Here is a 23,627-nt window from a genome sequence, read left to right as displayed (position 1 = left end):
GTTCATTATTATGATGAATGAATCATTGGTTGAACTTTCTACCTATTTGAAAGACAAATTAGGCGATAAGCTTGAAGAAACCATTCTTGCATTTGGTGAATTAACGATTATATCGCGTCTTGATGCAATTACAGATGTGTTAATGTTTGTTCGTGATGATTCTCGCTGTCAGTTTATTAATATTACGGATATTAGTGGAGTTGATTACCCATCTCGCGATAAGCGTTTTGATGTCTCTTATCAATTATTGTCTCCTCGTGAGAATTTACGTTTACGTGTTAAGGTTCGTACAGATGAAAATACTCCTGTTGCTTCTGCGTGTTCTATTTATCCTGGAGCAGAGTGGTATGAGCGTGAGACGTACGATATGTACGGGGTTTTATTTTCAGGGCATCCCGATTTAAGGCGGATTTTAACGGATTATGGATTTGAAGGGCATCCTTTACGTAAAGATTTTCCCGTAACTGGATTTGTTGAATGTCGTTATGATAATGAAGCAAAGAGAGTGATTTATGAGCCTGTTGTTTTGCGACAAGAGATGCGCAGTTTCGACTTTCTTTCTCCTTGGGAAGGAGCACAATATGTTTTGCCATGTGATGAAAAAGGAGATGTCAAGAAATGATATGGGGGCTGATAAATCTTTAGGTTAGGGTGTGGGTCTTTAAAAATACCAGTTTTAGGTATAATGAGAGTTTTTGTTAACGTTTGATATCAAGTTTTTTAGAAAAGCAAGGGGTTGATTGTGGCTGAGGTCAATGTTCGGAACTTTAATATCAATTTTGGACCGCAGCATCCTGCAGCGCATGGGGTTTTGCGCATGGTTTTGGAATTGGACGGTGAAGTTGTTGAGCGTGTAGATCCGCATATTGGATTATTGCATCGCGGTACCGAAAAATTAATGGAAACAAAAACCTATCTTCAAGCTGGCCCTTATCTGGATCGTTTAGATTATGTTGCTCCTATGAACCAAGAGCATGCTTTTGTACTTGCTATTGAAAAATTATTAGGGGTTAAAGTTCCAAAGCGAGGGCAATTAATACGTGTTTTGTTTTCTGAAATTGGACGTATTCTTAATCATTTGCTTAACGTAACGACACAGGCGATGGATGTTGGTGCTTTGACTCCACCACTTTGGGGATTTGAACAACGTGAAAGATTGATGATTTTTTATGAACGTGCGTGCGGGGCACGTCTTCATGCCAATTATTTTCGCCCCGGTGGTGTGCATCAAGACTTACCAGAATCCTTAATTGAGGATATTGGTAATTTTATTGATCCGTTTCTTGTTGCTCTGGGTAAACTGGATGCACTTATAACACCAAATCGGATTTTCAAACAGCGTAATGTAGATATTGGTGTGGTGAGTATTGATGAGGCTTGGGCGCGTGGTTTTTCTGGGGTTATGATTCGTGGAGCCGGTGTAGCATGGGATTTGCGTAAGAGCCAACCTTATGAGTGTTATGATGAAATGGAATTTGATATTCCTGTAGGTAAGAATAGTGATTGTTATGACCGTTATTTGATTCGTATGGAAGAGATGCGGCAATCAGCAAAAATTATGCGCCAATGCGTGAATCGTTTGCTTAGTACTGAAAAAAATGGACCAGTTTCGAGTTTAGATCGTAAAATTGTACCCCCAAAGCGAAGCGAAATGAAAAGTTCGATGGAAGCGCTTATTCATCATTTTAAACTTTATACAGAAGGTTTTCATACGCCTCCTGGTGAGGTATATGCTGCTGTGGAAGCTCCAAAGGGTGAGTTTGGAGTTTATCTTGTTTCTGATGGAACCAATAAGCCTTATCGTGTCAAGTTGCGTGCTCCTGGGTTTGCTCATCTTCAGGCTATGGACTTTTTAACCAGAGGGCATATGTTGGCGGATGCTACCGCTATTTTGGGTTCAATTGATATTGTTTTTGGGGAGGTTGATCGCTAATGTCCGTGCGCCGTCTTGCAGATGATATCTCACAGCCCGCAGAGTTTTCTTTTACAAAGGAAAATCAGATATGGGTGAAGAATACCATAGAGAAATATCCTGTAGGGCGCGAGCAGTCTGCTGTTATTCCATTACTCATGCGTGCACAAGAGCAAGATGGTTGGGTTACGCGTGCTGCAATTGAGCATATTGCCCAAATTCTTTCTATGGCTTATATTCGAGTTCTAGAGGTTGCAACTTTTTATACTCAGTTTCAACTTAAACCTGTAGGGACAAAAGCACATATTCAAGTGTGTGGTACAACTCCCTGTATGTTACGTGGATCTGATGAATTGATTAAAGTTTGTCAGAAAAAAATTCATCATGATCCTTTCGTTACTAATCCGGATGGAACATTATCATGGGAAGAGGTAGAGTGTCTTGGCGCTTGTGTTAATGCTCCCATGGTTATGATTTTCAAGGATACTTATGAAGATCTTACAGCTGAGCGTCTTGAAGAAATTATTGATGCATTTGAAGCGGGAAAAGGTTCTGAAATAGCGGTTGGTCCACAAAACAGTCGTCAATCATCGGAGCCGATTAGTGGTTTAACCTCTCTTCTTGAGGATGAAGAAAAAAGGAAATCTCTCAAATCTTCAAAGAAAAAAGGATCATAAAGGAATGGGGGGTGAGTGAGATATTTTTTTGAAAAGATATTTCATTATTTTATCCACATTATAACAATGTTTAATTAAAAGTAGAAAGTTTTTAAGAAATTTAAAAAAATTGCATTTGAGGAAAAGCTAAAAATGCTACGGGTAATAGAGAAAAAGGTGGGGTATGCTCGCTGATAAAGATCGTATCTTCACCAATATTTATGGTTTAAAAGACAAATCGTTAAAGGCTGCGATGTTGCGTGGGCATTGGAGTGGTCTGAAAGAGATTATTGATAAAGGTCGTGATTGGATCATCGATGAAGTGAAAGCGTCAGGTTTACGTGGGCGTGGTGGTGCTGGTTTTCCTACAGGAATGAAATGGTCATTTATGCCCAAACAAAGTGATGGTCGTCCTCATTATTTGGTTGTAAATGCTGATGAATCAGAGCCTGGGACATGTAAAGACCGTGATATTTTACGCCATGATCCCCATACTCTCATTGAAGGATGTGCAATTGCTACTTTTGCCATGGGAGCAAATGTTGCTTTTATTTATATTCGCGGTGAATATATTCGTGAGCGTGAAGCACTGCAAGCGGCTGTTGATGAGTGTTATAGTGCCGGTTTACTAGGTAAAAAAACAAAATATGGTCATGCATGTGATATTATTATTCATCATGGTGCGGGTGCTTATATTTGTGGTGAAGAAACGGCTCTTCTTGAGAGTCTTGAGGGAAAAAAGGGACAACCTCGGCTTAAACCACCATTCCCTGCAAATATGGGAATTTATGGATGTCCAACGACTGTTAATAATGTAGAATCTATTGCCGTTGTTCCAACGATTTTGCGTCGGGGTGCTTCCTGGTTTTCATCAATTGGACGTGCAAATAATGTTGGAACGAAATTGTTTATGGTTTCTGGGCATGTGAATGCACCTTGTACATTTGAAGAAGCTCTTGGTGTTTCTTTTCGTGAGTTAATTGAAAAACATACCGGTGGTATTCGTGGAGGTTGGAATAATCTTTTGGCAGTTATTCCAGGTGGTGCTTCTTGTCCAGTTGTTCGTGGAGAGGATATGGTTGATGCGATCATGGATTTTGATGGGATGCGCGATGTCGGGTCTTCTTTTGGTACCGGTGGTGTTATTGTTATGGATAAATCAACGGATATTATCAGGGCAATTTGGCGTATAGTAGCTTTTTTCAAACATGAAAGTTGTGGTCAGTGTACGCCATGTCGTGAGGGTACGGGGTGGATGATGCGTCTTTTAGGGCGTATGGTTGAGGGAAGAGCTCAAAAACGTGAAATTGATCTTTTGTTTGAAGTGTCTAAACAGGTTGAAGGTCATACTATCTGCGCTCTTGGTGATGCAGCAGCATGGCCTATACAGGGATTGATACGAAATTTTCGCCCAGAAATTGAGCGTAGAATTGATGATTATACACGAAATGTTGTGCAAAGGAAAAATATTGCTTTGGAAGCGGTTGGATAGAGATTTTTGTTTTAAGAGCAATGAAATGCAAGTTTAAGTGGATTATCCGCAGGCTGGATGAGTGATGATAAATATCAAAGTTGATGGTAAAGAGATTGAAGTCCCTGATTACTATACGTTGCTTCAGGCAGCGGAGGCAGCTGGTGCTGAAGTACCACGTTTTTGTTTTCATGAAACTTTATCAATTGCTGGAAATTGTCGCATGTGCTTGGTTGAGGTTAAGGGAGGACCTCCAAAACCTCAGGCTTCTTGTGCGATGGGGGTTCGTGATTTGCGTGCAGGGCCTAATGGTGAAGCACCAGAAATTTTTACCAATACAGAGATGGTAAAGAAAGCCCGTGAAGGTGTGATGGAGTTCCTTCTCATCAATCATCCTTTGGATTGTCCTGTCTGTGATCAGGGAGGAGAATGTGATCTTCAAGATCAAGCAATGCTCTATGGACGTGATTGTTCTCGCTATACAGAAAATAAGCGTGCTGTAGAAGATAAATATATTGGTCCTCTTGTCAAAACGGTTATGACACGCTGCATTCATTGTACACGTTGTGTCCGTTTTACAACAGAAGTAGCAGGTATTTCTGAGCTTGGATTGATCGGTCGTGGTGAAGATGCTGAAATTACGACATATCTTGAAAAAGCTATGACATCTGAGTTACAGGGCAATGTTATTGATCTTTGTCCAGTAGGAGCTTTAACTTCAAAGCCTTATGCATTTCATGCACGTCCTTGGGAGTTGATTAAAACAGAATCGATTGATGTTATGGATGCGCTTGGCAGTGCGATCCGTATTGATAGCCGCGGCCGTGAAGTGATGCGGATCATGCCGCGTACGAATGAAGATGTAAATGAGGAATGGATCTCTGATAAGACGCGTTTTATTTGGGATGGGTTACGAACTCAGCGTCTTGATAGACCATATGTACGCAAAGATGGAAAACTTCAGCCTGTAAGTTGGGTAGAAGCTTTTGAAAAGATTAAAATGGTGGTTTCTAAAACCTTGCCAGAAAAAATAGGGGCAATTGCAGGGGATCTTGCCTCTGTTGAAGAAATGTATGCCCTTAAAGCATTACTGATCTCGTTGGGTTCAAAGCTTTTTGATTGTCGTCAAAAAGGAGTTGCTTTGTCGCCAGAGTTTGGACGTTCGAGTTATATTTTTAATCCTACAATTGCGGGGATTGAACAAGCTGATGCATTGCTCATTGTGGGCTCTAATCCACGCCATGAAGCTGCTGTTTTAAATGCGCGTATTTTAAAACGCCAACGGATGGGAAATTTTCCTGTTGCGCTCATTGGAGAGGAAGTGGATTTACGTTATCCTTATTCTTATCTTGGATCTGGGGGTGATGCTTTAAATACACTTATTGGTGGAGAGGATGCTTTTTTTAATGTTTTAAAAAAAGCAAAGAGACCTCTTATTCTTATCGGAGAGGGGGCGATTTGCGGAAATGAAGGGTTATCTGTTTTAAAAAACCTTGCTAAATTAGCGGATAATATTGGTGCTCTTAGTGAAGAATGGAATGGATTTGGGATTCTTCATAATGCAGCGTCAATCGTTGGAGGGTTAGATATAGGCTTTACTTCTAAGCTTGGGGTTGCAAATATTCTTAAAACCTGTGAAGTTTTATTTTTGCTTGGTGCTGATGAAGTGGAATTGACCAATATAAAAGCGTTTAAAATTTATATTGGTAGCCATGGTGATAATGGTGCGCATGCGGCTGATGTTATTTTACCTGCATCAACTTATACTGAAAAATCAGGACTTTATGTGAATACAGAAGGGCGTGTTCAAATGACAAATCGGGCTGGTTTTGCTCCAGGTGAAGCAAAAGAAGATTGGGCTATTTTGCGTGCCTTATCGGATGTTTTAGGACAAAGACTCCCCTTTGATTCTCTTTCTCAATTAAGACAATGCTTATTTAATGATTACCCACATCTTTGTGCCATTGATGATATAATGCCTTCTGATATAAGTGGTCTTAAGGCGCTTGGTTCAAAAATGGTTTCCCTAGAAAGTCAAGCATTTACTTCTATGGTTAAAGACTTTTATTTGACAAATCCGATAGCACGTGCTTCTGCCGTTATGGCTGAATGTTCATCTCTTGCAAAAAGCCGTGCTATGCAAGCTGTAGAGTAAGGGCAAAGGAAAAGGAATAATGATGTATGATTTCTTTATGACTTGGCTGTTGCCATTACTTATTGTCGTTGGAAAAACGCTTCTTCTTTTGGTCGTTCTGTTGATTTTAGTTGCTTATCTTCTCTATGCAGATAGAAAGATTTGGGCTGCTGTACAATTGCGACGTGGTCCCAATGTTGTTGGTCCGTGGGGATTACTACAGTCTTTTGCAGATTTAATTAAATTTGTTGTGAAAGAACCTATTATCCCAGCAGGTGCAAATAAGGGGGTTTTTCTTTTAGCTCCTTTTGTTTCAGCAACACTTGCTTTATCAACTTGGGCTGTTATCCCTGTCAATGAGGGATGGGAAGTTGCAAAGATTAATGTTGGATTGCTTTATATCTTAGCCATTTCATCTCTTGAAGTTTATGGTGTTATTATGGGGGGATGGGCATCAAATTCAAAATATCCTTTCTTAGGAGCTCTTCGTTCAGCAGCACAAATGGTTTCTTATGAAGTTTCTATTGGTTTTGTTCTTGTGACTGTTATTTTAGTAAGTGGTTCGTTGGATCTCACAACCATTGTTCTTAAACAAAATCATGGACTTGGTACAACTCTAGGTCTTCCTTTTAATAGTTTTCTCGATTGGAATTGGCTCATTCTTTTTCCAATGTTTATTATCTTTTTTATTTCTGCGCTCGCAGAAACAAACCGTCCTCCCTTTGATTTAGTGGAAGCAGAATCTGAGCTTGTTGCTGGTCATATGGTTGAATATTCTTCAACGCCATATATGCTCTTCTTTCTTGGTGAATATGTTGCTATTGTTTTAATGTGCGCATTAACAACCATTTTATTTTTAGGCGGTTGGCTCCCTCCTTTAGATGTTTGGTGGCTTAATTGGGTTCCCGGTATCATTTGGTTTGTTCTAAAAGTTTGTTTTGTATTTTTTGGGTTCGCTATGGTCAAAGCTTTTGTTCCACGTTATCGTTATGATCAACTCATGCGGCTTGGTTGGAAGGTTTTTCTTCCTCTCTCGTTAGCAATGGTTGTCATAACTGCTGCTTTTTTAAAGTATAGTGGTTTTTCTTAAGAGGAGTTTTTATGATGTCAGTTTTTTTTCAGGCAGCAAAGTCACTTCTTCTCTTAGAGTTTATGAGTGCTTTTTTCTTAGCTATGCGTCAATTTTTTGCACCAAAGCCTACGATTAATTATCCTTATGAGAAGGGTTTTGTTTCTGAGCGTTTCCGTGGAGAACATGCACTTCGTCGTTACCCAAATGGTGAAGAACGCTGCATTGCTTGTAAATTATGTGAAGCAATTTGCCCTGCACAAGCAATTACCATTGAAGCAGGACCGAGGCGTAATGATGGTACACGGAGGACTGTCCGTTATGATATAGATATGGTTAAGTGTATTTACTGTGGTTTTTGTCAAGAAGCTTGTCCAGTTGAAGCTATTGTAGAAGGGCCAAATTTTGAATTTGCCACAGAAACGCGAGAAGAACTGTATTATGATAAAGAAAAGCTTTTAAGCAATGGAGATCGCTGGGAGCGAGAAATTGCTCGTAATATATTGATGGATGCACCTTACCGTTAAGTGTATCATTTGAGGTATCGGATAATTTTTCCGATAAATTGTAATCTGGTATGAAGTTTGTACCAATTATTTAAATAATTAAGGAGAAGCCCATGCTAACAGATCTAGCGGCGGCATTTTTCTATTTGTTTGCTTTTATTATGCTAACAAGTGCAGTGATTGTTATTACAGCACGCAATCCTGTACATTCTGTTTTATTTTTAATATTGGCATTTTTTAATGCTGCAGCTTTGTTTTTGCTTGCAGGAGCAGAGTTTTTGGGACTGATTCTGCTTGTTGTTTATGTTGGAGCTGTCGCTGTTTTATTTTTATTTGTCGTTATGATGCTCGATGTTGATTTTGCTGAGTTAAAGAGTGGCGCTCTTCGATATGCGCCTATTGGAGCTCTTATTGGCGTTATTATCGCTGTAGAATTGATTGTTGTTTTTGTGAGTAGCCATTTTTCTCCAGTTCTTAAAACGCATGTTACACAGCCAATGCCAGATTTAGGGCAGCGAACAAATACACAAGCATTAGGAGATATTCTCTATACGGATTATGTTTTCTATTTTCAAATTGCTGGAATAATTTTATTAGTTGCAATGATTGGTGCTATTGTTTTAACACTTTGTCATAGATCGGGAGTTAAACGACAATCCATCGCAGAGCAAGTTTCTAGAACAGTAGAAAGTGCTATTGAAATCAAGCAAGTTGAATCAGGTAAAGGTATTTAAGGGGGCTATGGTTATGTATATCGATATTGCGCATTATCTTACTGTTTCTGCTTTGATGTTTACAATTGGTATTGCTGGAATTTTTCTCAACAGAAAAAATGTGATTATCATTTTGATGTCTATTGAGCTTATATTACTCTCCGTTAATATAAATTTTGTCGCATTTTCGGCATTTCTTCATGATCTCGTTGGTCAGATATTTGCTTTATTTGTCTTAACCGTCGCAGCTGCTGAAGCTGCTATTGGTTTAGCAATTCTTGTCGTTTTTTTCCGTAATCGTGGTTCCATTGCGGTTGAAGATGTTAACGTAATGAAAGGCTAACCCGTGATGTATTATACGATTGTCTTTCTTCCGCTTTTGGGTTTTTTAATTGCAGCATTAGGTGGAAAAACCATAGGAGAACGTGCAAGCGAGTTGATAACATGTAGCTTTATGGTGATTGTTGCCATATTGTCGTGGATAGCATTTTTCAATCTTGCACTTGGTTATACTTTAGCGATTGATGTATTCGTATTACATTGGCTTACCATTGGTGATTTAAGCTTTGACTGGGCTCTTCATATTGATACATTAACAGCTGTTATGCTTATTGTGGTAAACAGTGTTTCGGCATTAGTGCATATTTATTCAATTGGTTATATGCATCATGACCCTTCAAGGTCGCGTTTTTTTTCTTATCTTTCTCTCTTTACATTTATGATGCTGATGTTGGTGACATCCAATAATTTGATCCAGATGTTTTTTGGCTGGGAAGGTGTAGGACTTGCTTCTTATTTGCTTATTGGTTTTTGGTTTCAGAGAGATTCTGCGAATAAAGCTGCAATGAAAGCTTTTGTGGTCAATCGTGTTGGAGACTTTGGTTTTCTCTTAGGAATATTTAGTGTTTTTGTTTTATTCCAATCGGTTGATTTTGCTTCTATTTTTGCAAAAGCCGCAGACAATAGCTTTATACAAAATATGACATTTTTAGGTTGGCAGCTTGATGGACAAGCAGCAATTACTGTTACATGTCTTTTATTATTTATTGGTGCGATGGGAAAATCAGCACAATTTCTTTTACATACTTGGCTGCCTGATGCTATGGAAGGACCAACGCCTGTATCAGCTCTTATTCATGCTGCTACAATGGTCACAGCTGGTGTTTTTATGGTTGCGCGTATGTCACCAATTTTTGAACTCTCTTCGATTGCTTTGACAGTGATTGTTATTATTGGAGCCACAACTGCGTTTTTTGCAGCAACTGTAGGATTGGTGCAGAATGATATTAAACGTGTTATTGCTTATTCTACATGTTCACAACTCGGGTATATGTTTGTCGCCCTTGGTGTTGGAGCTTATGGAGCAGCTGTTTTTCATCTTTTTACCCATGCTTTTTTTAAAGCCTTATTATTTCTTGGTGCAGGTTCTGTCATTCATGCTGTCTCCGATGAACAAGATATGCGAAAAATGGGCGGGTTACGCAAACATATAAAGATAACTTATTGGATGATGATGGTCGGTACCATTGCCTTGACAGGGGTTGGAATTCCAGGAACAGTTTTGGGGACAGCTGGTTTTTTCTCTAAGGATGCGATTATAGAATCTGCTTTTGCATCGCATAATATTGCTTCAGGATATGCTTTCTATCTTCTTGTTTTTGCAGCGTTTTTAACAAGTTTTTATTCATGGCGGCTTATCTTTATGACATTTCATGGTAAACCACGAGCTACAGTTGATGTTATGCATCATGTGCATGAATCACCGCCAATTATGTTAATGCCACTATTTATTTTATCTTTTGGGGCGATATTTGCTGGTGTTATTTTTCAACCTTATTTTTTTGGTGACTTATATGATACTTTTTGGAAGGGAGCATTGTTTATAAGCAGCCACAATCATATTCTTCATGATGCCCACCATGTTTTTAATTGGGTAAAGTGGTCGCCATTTATAGCAATGGTTTTTGGGTTTATGTTTGCCTATTTGTTTTATATTTCTTTTCCATCTCTTCCCAAGAAAATGGCTCGTGTTATGCCAGGAGTATATCAATTTCTTTACCAAAAATGGTATTTTGATCAATTATATAATTTTTTGTTTGTTCGTTCTATCTTTAAGATTGGTTCTTTTCTTTGGAAAGTTGGAGATGGTAAAATTATTGATGGTCTAGGTCCTAATGGTATCGCAGCGCGTGTTGTTGATATTACAAATAGAGTTGTTCGGATGCAAACAGGCTATCTTTACCACTATGCATTTGCGATGCTGATAGGTATTGCATTGCTGATTACATGGATGATGATCGGGGGCGTGAACTAATGACCGATTGGCCTATTCTTTCTACGGTTACATTTTTGCCACTAGTGGGTGTACTGCTTATTTTATTTATCAAAGATGATGGTGAAGCTGCGCGCCATAATATACGCAATGTTGCACTTTTTACGACGATATTTGTTTTTATTATTTCTTTAATTATTTGGGTAGGATTTGATTCTAGAAACCCGAATTTTCAAATGGTTGAAAAATTCAGTTGGCTAGGGGATGGTATTAGCTATCATATGGGAGTTGATGGTATTTCTATTCTTTTTGTTGTTCTCTCAGCTTTTCTTTTGCCTTTTTGTATTTTAGCAAGTTGGGAGAATGTTAAAGAGAGATTAAAAGCTTATATGATTGCTTTTCTTCTTCTTGAAGTTGCCATTATTGGAGTCTTTTGTGCTCTTGACGCAATATTATTTTATGTTTTTTTTGAAGGTAGCCTCATTCCAATGTTTATCATTATAGGGGTGTGGGGTGGTTCACGTCGTGTTTATGCAAGTATCAAGTTTTTCTTATACACTTTACTTGGTTCAGTGCTTATGCTGGTTGCACTTATGGCTATGTATTGGCAGGCAGGAACACTTGATATACCAACTTTACTCAATTATCAGTTTCCTGCCCATATGCAAATATGGTTATGGCTTGCATTTTTTGCTTCTTTTGCTGTTAAAATGCCGATGTGGCCAGTTCATACTTGGCTCCCTGATGCTCACGTGGAAGCACCGACAGCAGGTTCTGTTATTTTAGCTGGTGTCTTACTCAAATTAGGTGGGTATGGTTTTCTTCGTTTTTCTTTACCTATGTTTCCTATTGCTTCAGCAGATTTTGCCCCTTTTGTTTTCACATTATCGCTTATTGCAATTATTTATACCTCATTGGTTGCACTTGTTCAAAGTGACATCAAAAAACTTATTGCATATTCCTCAATAGCGCATATGGGATATGTAACGATGGGTATTTTTGCTGCGAATGAACAGGCAATACAAGGGGCTATTTATCAGATGCTATCGCACGGAATTGTTTCCGCAGCTTTATTCCTTTGTGTTGGGGTGATCTATGATCGCTTGCATACGCGTGAAATTTCAGCATTTGGTGGTTTAGTGAATAATATGCCCAAATATGCTGTTGTTTTCTTAATCTTCACGATGGCAAATGTCGGTCTCCCTGGAACTTCAGGATTTTTGGGTGAGTTTTTAACCTTAATAGGTGTTTTTCAAGTGAATAAATTGGTTGTTATTTTAGCGACAACAGGTGTTATCTTATCAGCAGCCTATGCCCTTTATCTTTATCGGCGTGTGGTTTTTGGTTCCTTGGATAAAGAAAGTTTAAAAGTATTGGTAGATCTCTCTTCGAGGGAAAAATTTATTCTTTACCCGATGGTTATTCTTACAATATTCTTTGGTATCTATCCAACGCCACTTCTTAAAGCGACGGCGTTTTCTGTAGAAGCCCTCATCAATAAATTACACTAGATAAGGGAAGAATTCTCATGCAAAGTCAAATAATAACACAATTAGTCTTAATTCTTCCAGAGATTTTAATTGCATTAGGGGGAGTAGTGTTGCTTTTGGTTGGTGTTTATTCCAATGCACGCGCTTCTTTAACGGTGACAGGTTTAGCTATGGCTCTTCTTGTGGCAACCATTATTATTCTCATCGTTTTTCCAAAGACTGGCTTATTTCAAACCAATGCGCTTATTATTGACCCTTTTGGTCGTTATATGAAAGTTTTAACGCTTATTGGTGCACTTTTTGCTCTTATTATGTCTGTTGGTTTTGCTAATGCGCAAAAGTTCAATATATTTGAATTTCCAGTGCTTGTTCTTTTAGCAACTCTTGGCATGATGCTGATGATTTCAGCGGGGAATATGCTGTCACTTTATATGGGATTAGAACTACAGTCCTTAGCTTTATATGTTTTAGCAGCGATTAATCGTAATAATGTAAAATCTTCTGAAGCCGGTATAAAATATTTTGTTTTAGGAGCATTATCTTCAGGGATGCTGCTTTATGGCATTTCTTTGCTTTATGGTTTTTCCGGTCAAATTGGTTTTCACGAAATAGCCATTGCTTTAAAAGGTGAAAGCTTACAATTGGGGGTCATTTTTGCAATTGTTTTTATTTTAGCGGGGTTGGCTTTTAAAATTTCTGCCGTTCCATTTCATATGTGGACACCTGATGTTTACGAAGGTGCCCCAACACCGATTACAGCATTTTTTGCTGGGGCGCCTAAAGTTGCTGCAATGGCGCTCATTATTCGTGTGATTGTTACGGCCTTTATTCCCCTAGGGCGTGTTGATAGCGCGATGCCTGCATGGCAACAAATTTTGGTTTTCATGGCAATTGCATCAATGATTCTTGGTGCGTTTGCTGCAATTGGTCAAAATAATATTAAGCGCTTAATGGCTTATTCGTCGATCAGCCATATGGGCTATGCACTTGTTGGTTTATCGGCTGGAGATATGCTTGGGATAAAAAGTGTTATTCTTTATATGACCATTTATCTTGGTGTTACTCTTGGCTCATTTGCTTTTATCCTTGGAATGCGATCTCAGAGTGGTAATGTTGAAAATATTTATGATCTTTCAGGATTAGCAAAGACGAATCCGTTTATGGCGATTGTCATGACAATACAGCTTTTCTCGCTAGCCAGTATACCCCCTATGGCTGGTTTTTTTGGGAAGTGGTATACATTTTCTGCTGCTGTTCATGCTGGTCTGACACCACTTGCTATTGTCGGTATGATAGCGTCCGTTGTTGGCGCTTTTTACTATTTACGAGTTATTAAAATTATGTGGTTTGATGACGTAAAAACGCATTTCGTTATTTTATCAAAAGAGCTTCAGTTTTGTCTTAGCCTTTCCGCATTATTTATTTTATTTTATACCTTTTTTGGAATTTGGTTTGCCGAATTGGCAGAAAAAGCAGCTGCTGCATTGTTTTAATTATGGTCTATATTTTATCAGATTTTGCAAAGAAACAAGGATACACTGTTGAAGCCTACGACAGCGTTGATTCAACAAATCTCATTGCGCAACGAAAAGCGCAAACTGGACATCAAGGTTATCTTTGGATTGTTGCGCAAGAGCAATTACAGGGAAGGGCAAGGAGAGGGAGGGTATGGAATAGTCCAAAAGGGAACCTTTATTCTAGTCTTTTGTTAATGGATAATATTGTTCATCAAACCGCTGCTCAACTTGGTTTTGTTGCTGGAGTCAGTGTAGCAGAGGCAATAAAACAATTTATAAAAGATGAAAAGAAAACAAACAATATTGTAAGCTTAAAATGGCCAAACGATATTTTGCTCAGAGGAGCAAAAAGCTCTGGAGTTTTGCTCGAAATTCTAAAATTACCATCACAACAAGATGTATTGGTTATTGGTATTGGAATAAATGTGAAACATCATTATGAAGATGCTCCCTATCTCACTTCAAGCTTAAAGAATATTGGTTTAAATATTGAACCAGCACAATTATTTACAGTTTTGACGGAGTATTTTGCTAAAAATTATCTGCTTTGGAAGCAGCTTGGAGGATGTGATATAATCCGCAAAAAATGGCTTTTATATTCTGCTCACCTTGGGCAATACATCAAAATAACTAATGATGAAAAAATTATTGAGGGTATTTTTGAGGGGCTTGATCATGATTTTAACTGCATCATAAAACAAAAAAATGGTGAGACAAGTATTATAACAGCTGGAGATGTTCATTTTGGTTTGGCAGCTTCTGTTCATGAAAATCGTTATTAATTTATGAAGTTTTATTTTACCATCAGATTATCTTAATGATTTAGGAGATGTTTATGGTTGCAACCAATAAGAATGAATTTGTTTTTTTACCTCTGGGAGGTGTAGGTGAAATAGGGATGAATTTAGCCGCTTATGGATTTGGCTCCCAAAATCTTCGTGAATGGCTGCTTGTTGATATGGGCGTTAGTTTTGCTGGCTCTGAATTACCGGGGGTCGATCTTATTTTTCCTGATATTCGTTTTCTAGAAAGTGAAAAACATAATATACATGGTCTTGTTTTAACACATGCACATGAAGATCATTATGGAGCTGTTCTTGATTTATGGCCAAAGTTACAAATTCCAGTTTATTGTACAGCTTTCACAGCAGGGTTATTGGAGAGTAAAAGGCAATCAGATTTTGAATCTCATAAAATGCCATTTAATATTTTTAAAGTAGGGGATTGTTTTCATGTTGGTCCCTTTGCCATAGAATCTATTGCTGTTAACCATTCGATACCAGAGTCTGTATCTTTAGCCATTACAACGTCTTTAGGGACTGTAATCCATACGGGTGATTGGAAAATTGATCATACTCCTTCGCTTGGAGCTGTAACAGATGAAAAAAGATTTCGAAATTTAGGCAATAAAGGTGTTTTAGCATTACTTTGTGATTCCACAAACGCATGTCGGGATGGTATATCTCCATCAGAGCAGCAGGTCCAAACCAGTCTTTCTGACATTATTTCGAAAGCTGAAGGACGTGTTGCAATAGCAACTTTTGCTTCTAATATTGGTCGGATACGTTCTATTTCTCTAGCTGCTCAAGCTGTTGGGCGTAAGGTTCTTGTTATTGGGCGTTCCCTTAAGCGAAGTATTATGGTTGCACAAGAGCTTGGTTATATGGATGGCTTAGCGCCATTTGTAACGGAAGATGATTATGGTTACATCCCACGAAAAGAACTTGTTTTAATTGTCACAGGGAGCCAAGGTGAGCCATGTGCAGCTTTGGCTAAGCTGTCACGTGAGGGAATGAGGAATATTGCGCTTTCCACTGGAGATACTGTTATTTATTCATCACGAAGTATTCCAGGAAACGAAAAAGCGATTCTTGATATACAAAATCGCTTCATCGATTTAGGTATTAAAGTTATTACGAATGAAGATGCACTTGTTCATGTTTCAGGTCATCCCCGTCGTTCAGAACTTTTACAGATGTATGATTGGATAAAACCACAGATCCTTGTGCCTGTGCATGGTGAGGCAATGCATCTTACTGCTCAAGCCGCTTTAGCGCGTCAAGCAGGGATTAAAATTGTTAGGAATATTAGAAATGGTAATATGCTGCGTCTTGCACCAACGCCTGTAGAAGTTATTGATCAAGTGCCTGTTGGTCGTCTCTATAAAGATGGATGTCTTCTTGGAGATGAGTATGAGCTAGGGATTCGTGAGCGTAGAAAATTAAGTTACGCTGGTCATGTTGCTGTTTCTCTCCATATGAATAGCAAGCATGAGTTGTTTGGTGATGTCGGTTTAAGCATATTGGGACTCCCTGAGAATAATGGAGAGGGGGAAAAATTAAAAGATATTCTTTTAGAGGTTGTGGAAAATACAGTTTATAATATTCCACGCATGAAGCGAAAAAATAATGAAGTTATTCGAGAGGCAACACGACGTGCAGTGAGAGCGGCTGTTTATGAAATTTGGCAAAAAAAACCTCTCTGTACAGTTTTTTTACATCGATCAAAATAAAGCATTTCTATATTACGTTATTAAAAAGAAGAGCATTCTTATTTTATTGCTCAATAAGAAAAATAGAGAATAAAGCACAATAATTTTTTAAACAATAAGATCGTTATATTTGTAAGTATTCAGAATGCGACTATAGATAAATAGAGAGGGTATGTTAAATTGTTCCGATATGATAGATCTGAGTAGGAGTTAATTATTTCAATGCGTCTTTCTCAATATTTCCTTCCAATTTTAAAAGAGAATCCTAAAGAAGCAGAAATTGTTTCTCATCGTTTCATGTTGCGTGCCGGGATGATTCGACAACAAACATCCGGGATTTATTCTTGGCTTCCTTTGGGAAAAAAAGTGCTAGATAAAGTTTGTAAAATTATTCGTGAAGAGCAAGAACGTGCTGGTGCAATAGAAATATTGATGCCTACAATTCAATCTGCTGATCTTTGGCGTGAAAGTGGCCGTTATGATGATTATGGTTTAGAAATGCTCCGCATTAAAGATCGTCAAAAGCGTGATTTACTCTATGGTCCAACAAACGAAGAGATGGTAACAGACATTTTTCGTTCCTATGTTCGTTCTTATAAAGACCTTCCACTTAATTTGTACCATATTCAATGGAAATTTCGTGATGAAATTCGTCCACGTTTTGGTGTGATGCGGGCACGAGAATTTTTAATGAAAGATGCTTATTCTTTTGATCTTGATTATGAAGGCTCTAAAACATCTTATAACCGTATGTTTGTGGCTTATTTACGCACTTTTTCTCGCCTTGGCTTAAAAGCTATTCCCATGCGTGCAGATACAGGCCCAATAGGAGGGGAACTCAGTCATGAATTTATCATTTTAGCTGAAACGGGAGAGAGCGCTATCTTCTGTGATAAACAGTTTCTTGAACTGAACGTTCTCCACAGTTCAATCGATTTTAGTGATAAAGCTGTTTTAGATGATACTGTTAAACAGTGGACATCTTTTTATGCAGCGACAGAAGAAATGCATAATGAAGAAGAATGGACTAAAATTTCTGAGAAAAATCGTCTTTCAGCGCGTGGTATTGAAGTCGGGCATATTTTTCACTTTGGAACGAAATATTCTGTTCCAATGGGAGCAAAAGTTATGGGACAAGATGGAAAAGAGCATGTGGTCTCTATGGGATCTTATGGGATTGGACCTTCACGCCTTGTTGCGGCTGCTATTGAGGCTTCTCATGATGAAAAGGGTATTATTTGGCCAAAGTCGATGGCACCGTTTGATTTTGGAATTATCAATATGAAACCCGATGATGAAAAATGTACAAAAGCATGTGAGTTTCTCTATCAGGGATTAAAGGATGCTGGTTTTGATCCATTATTAGATGATAGAAATGAACGTCCTGGATCAAAATTTGCAACAATGGATTTGATTGGCTTGCCAACACAAATCATTGTTGGTCCTAACAGCATTGCACAGAATGAAGTTGAAATTAAAGATCGAAAAACTGGTATAAAAAAATCTCTAACGGTTGAAAATGTGCTCAGCCAACTTTCTATAATTTAATAGGAAATGTTATGAAGAGGCTGAAAAATAAATGGTTTTCATCTTATGAGTGGATAATTGCTTTTCGTTATATGATTCCCAATAAAAAACATGTCGTCGCATCGGTTATTTCAATTATTTCTCTTATTGGGATTATGTTGGGAGTCTTCGCTCTGGTTGTTGTTATGGCGGTGATGAATGGCTTTCGTACAGAACTTCTTAACCGTATTCTTGGTATGAATGGGCATCTTATTGTTCAAACAATTGATGCTGGTTTTTCTGATTATAAGACTCTTATTTCTTCTTTAGAATCTAAAAATGGTGTGAAGTTTGCTTTACCTGTTATTGAAGGTCAAGCACTTGTTCAAGGTGAAGCTCAAGGTGGCTCTGGTGCTTTAATTCGTGGTATGCGCAAACAAGATTTAGAAAAACTTAAAACAGTCTCTCAAAACATTAAATTAGGTTCGATTTCTCGGTTTGATCAAGAAGAAGGTGTTGCAATTGGAAGTGGTTTAGCAGAAAAATTGGGGCTTACAGTTGGGATGGATCTTCGTATTATTACTCCTGATGGTGATGAAACTCCTTTTGGCGTTACACCACGTGTAAAAGCTTATAAAGTCGTTGCTATTTTTGAAGTTGGTATGTCTGAATATGATTCAATATTTGTTTTTATGCCTCTCCATGAAGCACAAATGTTTTTTAATTTAGGCGATAAAGTTCAGTCTTTAGAATTATTTTTAAACGATCCTGATGCTGTTGATCAAATAAAACCAATGATAGAAAAAGCAGTTGATCAACAGGTCTATTTAATTGATTGGCGTACTCGTAATCAGGCTTTTTTTTCAGCTTTACAGATTGAACGGAATGTCATGTTTTTTATTCTTTCTCTGATTATTCTTGTTGCTGCTTTAAATATTATTTCAGGCCTTATTATGCTTGTAAAAGATAAAAGTCATGATATCGCAATTCTACGCACAATGGGTGCACAACAGAGTGCGATTTTGCGTATATTTATTATTACAGGAATGATGATTGGTTTTATTGGAACGATATTAGGCTTAATTTTAGGTGTTATCGCGACCGCGAATATTAATCATATCCAAGACTTTATCTCTTGGTTATTTAATGTCGATGTTTTTAATCCTCAACTTTATTTTTTAACAAAACTGCCTGCACAAATTGAGTGGAAACAAACTGTTTTGGTTGCTATTATGGCATTATTCTTATCATTTCTTGCTGCGCTTATTCCTGCATGGCGTGCTGCTAAGCTAGATCCTGTGCAAGCCTTGAGGTACGAATAATGACAGCGATTTTAGAGCTTGTAGAGATTGAAAGACGCTTTTTTGAGAGTCATAAGCCGCTCATTGTTTTAGATAAAGCAAATTTTATTCTTAATCGTGGAGAGCTTGTTGCACTTGTTGCACCATCTGGTGCCGGGAAATCAACACTTCTTCATATTGCTGGGTTATTAGAAAAACCAACAGCCGGTGATGTGATGTTACGGGGCGTTTCTTGTGCAAAGCGCTCTGATAGTGAGAGAACAGCTATCAGACGAAATGATATTGGTTTTGTCTATCAATTTCATCATTTACTTCCAGAGTTTACTGCTTTAGAAAATGTTATGATACCGCAAATGATAGCAGGATTAAACAAGTCCATCGCAGAAGATCGTGCGCGTAAATTATTGATGTATTTACGTGTTTCTCATCGGGCGAATCATCGTCCCTCAGAGTTATCGGGAGGAGAACAACAACGTGTTGCTATTGCACGTGCCGTAGCAAATGCCCCTTCGGTTCTTTTGGCGGATGAACCTACTGGAAATCTTGATCCCGTAACTTCAGCTTATGTTTTTCAAGCTTTATCTGTTCTTGTTCGTCAGTCTGGTCTTTCTGCTCTTATTGCAACACATAATTACGCTTTGGCAAAGCAAATGCATCGTCGAATTACACTTAAAGAACAGAAGATTATTGAACTTCCTTAAAGGCAAGGCATAAATTTTATACGACTAATTGAATGGTTTATATTACTTTATTCAAGGAGACTTTTTATGACAGTTTTTGTCGTTGACAAAAATCAATTGGATATACGTCGTCGCCGGTTGATTTTTCGTGCATGGCATCGCGGTATTCGTGAAATGGATCTCATTTTTGGACATTATGTTAATGCTAATATTACTTCAATGAATGATAAAACACTCTCTGAATTTGAGTATATTATGTCTTTTGATGATCGCGACTTACTCACATGGATTACCGGAGAAATGTCACCTCCCCCTGAAATTGATAGTCCTCTTTTTCGTGATATTATCAATTATCGTAATTACTTAACTTATTGATTTAAATGCCTATATTTAAGAAAATTATCATTCCCCCCAATAGTTCTGCTCATATAATTTTTGATGGCGTTACTGATGGATTTGAAGCCTTTGCCCTTGCCAAATTAAGATTAGAAATTGCACAAGGTAAACCACTCATCTATGTTGTCCGAGACGGAACAAAAATTGCGCATTTACAACAAGTTTTAAATTTTATTGAGCCCCATTTACCCGTCCTTCAATTTCCTGCATGGGATTGTTTGCCTTATGATCGCGTGTCACCAGGAATTGCTATTATGGCACGTCGACTATCAGCATTGGCACGCATGGCCAATTTACGTCAAAATCCACAGGCTGCAATTATATTAACAACAGCAAATGCAATTATGCAAAAATTGCCTCCTCGTGAAATGATAGAAGCTCAGCTTATTCACGCACATGTTGGCCAACGCCATAATATGGGGCATTTTATTCAATTCCTAGAAACCAATGGTTTTGAACGCGTTACGGTTGTCCGTGATGTTGGTGAATTTGCTGTAAGAGGAGGAATACTAGATATATTTTCTCCTATGGATATTGAGCCTTTACGTCTTGATTTCTTTGGAGATACCCTAGAAAGCATTCGTGTATTTGATCCAGAAAATCAAAGAACAACACGCCAAAAAACTGAATTTTTATTACAGGCAATGAGCGAGGTTGTTTTGACAAATGAATGCATCAGCCGTTTTAAAAGCAATTATACCCGTACATTTGGTGTATCACAAAAAAATAATATGCTTTATGAAGCAATTGCTCAAGGTCGGCGTTTTGCTGGTATGGAACATTGGCTTCCATTTTTTTATGAAAACCTTGATACTTTTTTTGATCATTGTGGTAATTTACCGCTTGTTTTCGAACATCTTATAGAAGAAGTTTTTGTTGAGCGCTATCGTCTTATTGAAGACTATTATAACGCGCGTAAAGAGCGCGAAAATGATAAAGAAAATACGACGTCTTATCATCCGATAGATCCTAATCTTCTCCATTTAACGCCAGAGCGTGTTTTTGAATATGTGCAACAATCTTCACAGCGTATTGATTTTTCGCCTTTTAATATTCCACAAAGTTTGGAACAAACAGTTATTCACGCACAAGTTAAACAGGGATATAATTTTGTAAAAGAGCGGAATGCACAGGAAAAAAATGTTTTTTCAAGTGTTATTGATTACATCGCTTTTTTACGCGCTGCTGGTAAAAAAGTGCTTTTAGCATGTTGGAGTGAAGGATCTCTCAATCGTCTAATACAAGTTCTTGATGAGCATGGATTGAAAAAAATAGAAGTTGTAAAATCTTTGCAAACAGTTAAAGCAACCCCACGAGATCGCATATTAGCAGCTGTTATCATGATAGAACATGGTTTTGAGGCTGAAGATTTAGCTATTATAGCAGAGCAAGATATCTTAGGTGATCGCTTCATTAGATCGCCAAAGCGGCGTAAAAATAATACAAATTTTATTTCTGAACTTTCTGCTTTAAATTCTGGTGATCTTGTTGTGCATATCGATCATGGTATTGGCCAATTTGTTGGTCTTAAAACCATCACAACCACTGGAATTTTACGAGATTGCCTTGAAATTAAATATGCTGGAGGTGATTTACTCTTTTTACCTGTTGAAAATATTGAACTTCTTTCACGTTATGGCTCAGAAGGAACAGAGGTAGCTTTAGATAAATTAGGGGGTGTTGCTTGGCAAGCACGTAAAGCTCGGCTTAAAAAACATTTATTGGAAATGGCCGGGCAATTAATTGGTATAGCTGCGGAGCGTGCGACACGTGCCGCGCCTGCTTTACTTCCACCAGTTGGACCATTTGATGAGTTTGTTGCTGGTTTTCCCTATGAAGAGACAGAGGATCAAATGAATGCCATTGATGCTGTTTTAGATGATTTAGCCTCAGGAAAGCCGATGGATCGCTTGATATGTGGTGATGTTGGCTTTGGAAAAACAGAAGTAGCTATTCGAAGTGCTTTTGTTGCAGCATTAAATGGATATCAGGTCGCTGTTGTTGTACCGACAACTTTGCTTTCACGTCAACATTACAAGACTTTTATTTCGCGTTTTCAAGGATTACCTGTTAAAATTGGTCATGTATCAAGGCTTGTGAGAGGGAAAGAACTCACACAAGCCAAAAAAGGGATTTCAGATGGTACGATTGATATTGCTATTGGAACCCATGCACTCTTAAGTGGTGCAGTCGATTTTTTACGGTTAGGTCTTCTCATCATTGATGAGGAGCAACATTTTGGGGTAAAACACAAAGAGCGTTTAAAACAGCTTAAAAGTGATATTCATGTTCTTACACTTTCAGCAACCCCCATACCACGAACTTTAGGATTGGCATTATCGGGAGTACGTGAACTTTCATTAATCACCACTCCACCCATTGATAGAATGGCAGTTCGTACTTTTATTACTCCATTTGATGCCCTTGTTATACGAGAAACATTACTTCGAGAATACTACCGTGGTGGACAAAGTTTTTATGTTTGTCCTCGTATTTCTGATCTGGCTTTTGTAGAAGAATACCTTAAAATTCATGTTCCAGAGCTCAAATTCGTTATAGCACATGGACAAATGCCGGCTGGACAACTTGATGATATTATGAATGCATTTTACGATGGACAATATGATGTTTTGCTATCGACAACCATTATTGAATCCGGTCTTGATATTCCAACAGCCAATACATTAATTGTGCATCGTGCTGAAATGTTTGGTCTTTCTGCACTTTATCAGTTACGAGGGAGGGTAGGGCGCTCAAAACAACGTGCTTATGCACTTTTTACATTTCCTTCTGGTAAAGTTTTAACATCTGCGGCTGATCGTCGTCTTAAAGTGTTACAATCTCTTGATACATTAGGGGCTGGCTTTCAATTGGCAAGTCACGATATGGATATTCGTGGTTCAGGAAATTTTTTAGGTGAAGAACAATCAGGACATATCAAAGAAGTTGGATTTGAACTCTATCAAAAAATGCTTGAAGAAGCTGTTGCTGAATTAAAAGATGGAGAGCTAAGTGAGGATAAGCAATGGTCACCTCAAATCTCGCTCGCTACAACTGTAATGATACCAGAAAGTTTTGTGCCTGACTTATCATTACGTATGGGACTTTACCGACGCTTGACAGAACTCGAAAATTTAGAACAGATTGATGAGTTTGCAGCGGAGTTAATCGATCGTTTTGGTCCTTTGCCCCTTGAAGTTCAACACATCCTTAAAGTTTTTCATATCAAAATATTGTGTCGAAAAGCCCATGTAGAAAAATTGGATGCTGGACCAAAGGGTATTGTCATACAGTTTCGCAATAACTATTTTGCCAATAGTATTGCTCTTGTTCAATGGGTGGAAAAACAAGGTTCAATGGCAAAAATTCGTCCAGATCAAACTATTGCTCTTATTCGGAATTGGTCTACCGTTGATGAAAGACTTATTGGAGCTGCTACGATTATGACACAGCTTGTGGAAATGGCAGAACAACATTCTGTTTAAAGCAGTTTCTCTACTTTTCAGAACTGTT

General features: G+C 38.1%; 19 protein-coding genes. All 19 read left to right on the top strand.

Going from position 1 to position 23,627, the window contains the following annotated elements; genetic code table 11:
* Positions 1–13: 13 nt before the first annotated feature.
* The 19 genes from PVV59_RS01850 to mfd all read left to right on the top strand — a co-directional run bounded on the left by PVV59_RS01850 (position 14) and on the right by mfd (position 23,599).
* On the top strand, positions 14–622 hold the full coding sequence (locus tag PVV59_RS01850; RefSeq protein ID WP_273754348.1) for an NADH-quinone oxidoreductase subunit C: 609 nt from the start codon (positions 14–16) through the stop codon (positions 620–622).
* 120 nt (positions 623–742) lie between these two features.
* On the top strand, positions 743–1,933 hold the full coding sequence (locus tag PVV59_RS01845; protein WP_273754213.1) for an NADH-quinone oxidoreductase subunit D: 1,191 nt from the start codon (positions 743–745) through the stop codon (positions 1,931–1,933).
* On the top strand, positions 1,933–2,589 hold the full coding sequence (gene nuoE / locus PVV59_RS01840) for an NADH-quinone oxidoreductase subunit NuoE (protein WP_273754212.1): 657 nt from the start codon (positions 1,933–1,935) through the stop codon (positions 2,587–2,589). The genes PVV59_RS01845 and nuoE overlap by 1 nt, the downstream gene beginning before the upstream one ends.
* A 163-nt stretch (positions 2,590–2,752) precedes the next feature.
* The gene (gene nuoF / locus PVV59_RS01835; RefSeq protein WP_273754211.1) at positions 2,753–4,060 is read left to right on the top strand and encodes an NADH-quinone oxidoreductase subunit NuoF; all 1,308 of its coding nucleotides are present in this window, start codon (positions 2,753–2,755) and stop codon (positions 4,058–4,060) included.
* Between the two features lie 64 nt (positions 4,061–4,124).
* A complete protein-coding gene (gene nuoG / locus PVV59_RS01830) occupies positions 4,125–6,194 on the top strand; it encodes an NADH-quinone oxidoreductase subunit NuoG (RefSeq protein ID WP_273754210.1) in 2,070 nt (689 codons plus the stop codon).
* Positions 6,195–6,216: 22 nt separating this feature from the next.
* Positions 6,217–7,263, top strand: a complete 1,047-nt coding sequence (gene nuoH, locus PVV59_RS01825; protein WP_273754347.1) for an NADH-quinone oxidoreductase subunit NuoH — start codon at positions 6,217–6,219, stop codon at positions 7,261–7,263.
* Between the two features lie 14 nt (positions 7,264–7,277).
* Complete coding sequence (gene nuoI / locus PVV59_RS01820) at positions 7,278–7,769, top strand: NADH-quinone oxidoreductase subunit NuoI (RefSeq protein WP_273754345.1); 492 nt, start codon at positions 7,278–7,280, stop codon at positions 7,767–7,769.
* A 92-nt stretch (positions 7,770–7,861) separates the two neighbouring features.
* On the top strand, positions 7,862–8,482 hold the full coding sequence (locus PVV59_RS01815; RefSeq protein ID WP_273754209.1) for an NADH-quinone oxidoreductase subunit J: 621 nt from the start codon (positions 7,862–7,864) through the stop codon (positions 8,480–8,482).
* A gap of 13 nt (positions 8,483–8,495) precedes the next feature.
* The gene (nuoK, locus tag PVV59_RS01810) at positions 8,496–8,804 is read left to right on the top strand and encodes an NADH-quinone oxidoreductase subunit NuoK (protein ID WP_120102367.1); all 309 of its coding nucleotides are present in this window, start codon (positions 8,496–8,498) and stop codon (positions 8,802–8,804) included.
* Positions 8,805–8,810: 6 nt separating this feature from the next.
* Positions 8,811–10,775, top strand: coding sequence for an NADH-quinone oxidoreductase subunit L (nuoL, locus tag PVV59_RS01805; protein ID WP_273754344.1), 1,965 nt, complete (start codon positions 8,811–8,813; stop codon positions 10,773–10,775).
* Positions 10,775–12,244, top strand: a complete 1,470-nt coding sequence (locus tag PVV59_RS01800; RefSeq protein WP_273754342.1) for an NADH-quinone oxidoreductase subunit M — start codon at positions 10,775–10,777, stop codon at positions 12,242–12,244. The genes nuoL and PVV59_RS01800 overlap by 1 nt, the downstream gene beginning before the upstream one ends.
* A 17-nt stretch (positions 12,245–12,261) precedes the next feature.
* Positions 12,262–13,716 (top strand): NADH-quinone oxidoreductase subunit NuoN, encoded by a 1,455-nt coding sequence (nuoN, locus tag PVV59_RS01795; RefSeq protein WP_273754208.1) that lies wholly within the window; start codon positions 12,262–12,264, stop codon positions 13,714–13,716.
* A gap of 2 nt (positions 13,717–13,718) precedes the next feature.
* On the top strand, positions 13,719–14,522 hold the full coding sequence (locus PVV59_RS01790) for a biotin--[acetyl-CoA-carboxylase] ligase (RefSeq protein ID WP_273754207.1): 804 nt from the start codon (positions 13,719–13,721) through the stop codon (positions 14,520–14,522).
* A gap of 53 nt (positions 14,523–14,575) precedes the next feature.
* On the top strand, positions 14,576–16,252 hold the full coding sequence (locus PVV59_RS01785; protein ID WP_273754206.1) for a ribonuclease J: 1,677 nt from the start codon (positions 14,576–14,578) through the stop codon (positions 16,250–16,252).
* Between the two features lie 201 nt (positions 16,253–16,453).
* The gene (gene proS, locus PVV59_RS01780; RefSeq protein WP_273754205.1) at positions 16,454–17,779 is read left to right on the top strand and encodes a proline--tRNA ligase; all 1,326 of its coding nucleotides are present in this window, start codon (positions 16,454–16,456) and stop codon (positions 17,777–17,779) included.
* An 11-nt stretch (positions 17,780–17,790) separates the two neighbouring features.
* Positions 17,791–19,059: a lipoprotein-releasing ABC transporter permease subunit gene (locus PVV59_RS01775; protein WP_273754204.1), complete on the top strand. Its 1,269-nt coding sequence runs from the start codon at positions 17,791–17,793 to the stop codon at positions 19,057–19,059.
* On the top strand, positions 19,059–19,739 hold the full coding sequence (locus tag PVV59_RS01770; RefSeq protein ID WP_273754203.1) for an ABC transporter ATP-binding protein: 681 nt from the start codon (positions 19,059–19,061) through the stop codon (positions 19,737–19,739). Before PVV59_RS01775 ends, PVV59_RS01770 begins: the two co-directional genes overlap by 1 nt.
* A 66-nt stretch (positions 19,740–19,805) precedes the next feature.
* Positions 19,806–20,093: a succinate dehydrogenase assembly factor 2 gene (locus PVV59_RS01765; RefSeq protein ID WP_273754202.1), complete on the top strand. Its 288-nt coding sequence runs from the start codon at positions 19,806–19,808 to the stop codon at positions 20,091–20,093.
* 5 nt (positions 20,094–20,098) lie between these two features.
* Positions 20,099–23,599, top strand: coding sequence for a transcription-repair coupling factor (mfd, locus tag PVV59_RS01760; protein ID WP_273754201.1), 3,501 nt, complete (start codon positions 20,099–20,101; stop codon positions 23,597–23,599).
* Positions 23,600–23,627 lie beyond the last annotated feature (28 nt).

Source organism: Bartonella sp. MM73XJBT.G (assembly GCF_028618435.1).
Classification (GTDB): Bacteria; Pseudomonadota; Alphaproteobacteria; order Rhizobiales; family Rhizobiaceae; genus Bartonella.
Note: the sequence above shows the minus strand (reverse complement) of the source record. Positions and strands in the feature narration are given on the sequence as shown.

What these genes read in the sequence shown, in the direction of transcription:
- nuoK (WP_120102367.1), top strand. Translation starts at nt 8,496, where the DNA reads ATGTATATCGATATTGCGCATTATCTTACTGTTTCTGCTTTGATGTTT.
- nuoL (WP_273754344.1), top strand. Translation starts at nt 8,811, where the DNA reads ATGTATTATACGATTGTCTTTCTTCCGCTTTTGGGTTTTTTAATTGCA.
- PVV59_RS01770 (WP_273754203.1), top strand. Translation starts at nt 19,059, where the DNA reads ATGACAGCGATTTTAGAGCTTGTAGAGATTGAAAGACGCTTTTTTGAG.
- proS (WP_273754205.1), top strand. Translation starts at nt 16,454, where the DNA reads ATGCGTCTTTCTCAATATTTCCTTCCAATTTTAAAAGAGAATCCTAAA.
- PVV59_RS01775 (WP_273754204.1), top strand. Translation starts at nt 17,791, where the DNA reads ATGAAGAGGCTGAAAAATAAATGGTTTTCATCTTATGAGTGGATAATT.
- PVV59_RS01785 (WP_273754206.1), top strand. Translation starts at nt 14,576, where the DNA reads ATGGTTGCAACCAATAAGAATGAATTTGTTTTTTTACCTCTGGGAGGT.
- PVV59_RS01815 (WP_273754209.1), top strand. Translation starts at nt 7,862, where the DNA reads ATGCTAACAGATCTAGCGGCGGCATTTTTCTATTTGTTTGCTTTTATT.
- mfd (WP_273754201.1), top strand. Translation starts at nt 20,099, where the DNA reads ATGCCTATATTTAAGAAAATTATCATTCCCCCCAATAGTTCTGCTCAT.
- nuoE (WP_273754212.1), top strand. Translation starts at nt 1,933, where the DNA reads ATGTCCGTGCGCCGTCTTGCAGATGATATCTCACAGCCCGCAGAGTTT.
- nuoI (WP_273754345.1), top strand. Translation starts at nt 7,278, where the DNA reads ATGTCAGTTTTTTTTCAGGCAGCAAAGTCACTTCTTCTCTTAGAGTTT.
- PVV59_RS01765 (WP_273754202.1), top strand. Translation starts at nt 19,806, where the DNA reads ATGACAGTTTTTGTCGTTGACAAAAATCAATTGGATATACGTCGTCGC.
- nuoN (WP_273754208.1), top strand. Translation starts at nt 12,262, where the DNA reads ATGCAAAGTCAAATAATAACACAATTAGTCTTAATTCTTCCAGAGATT.
- nuoF (WP_273754211.1), top strand. Translation starts at nt 2,753, where the DNA reads ATGCTCGCTGATAAAGATCGTATCTTCACCAATATTTATGGTTTAAAA.
- PVV59_RS01800 (WP_273754342.1), top strand. Translation starts at nt 10,775, where the DNA reads ATGACCGATTGGCCTATTCTTTCTACGGTTACATTTTTGCCACTAGTG.
- nuoH (WP_273754347.1), top strand. Translation starts at nt 6,217, where the DNA reads ATGTATGATTTCTTTATGACTTGGCTGTTGCCATTACTTATTGTCGTT.
- nuoG (WP_273754210.1), top strand. Translation starts at nt 4,125, where the DNA reads ATGATAAATATCAAAGTTGATGGTAAAGAGATTGAAGTCCCTGATTAC.
- PVV59_RS01790 (WP_273754207.1), top strand. Translation starts at nt 13,719, where the DNA reads ATGGTCTATATTTTATCAGATTTTGCAAAGAAACAAGGATACACTGTT.
- PVV59_RS01850 (WP_273754348.1), top strand. Translation starts at nt 14, where the DNA reads ATGAATGAATCATTGGTTGAACTTTCTACCTATTTGAAAGACAAATTA.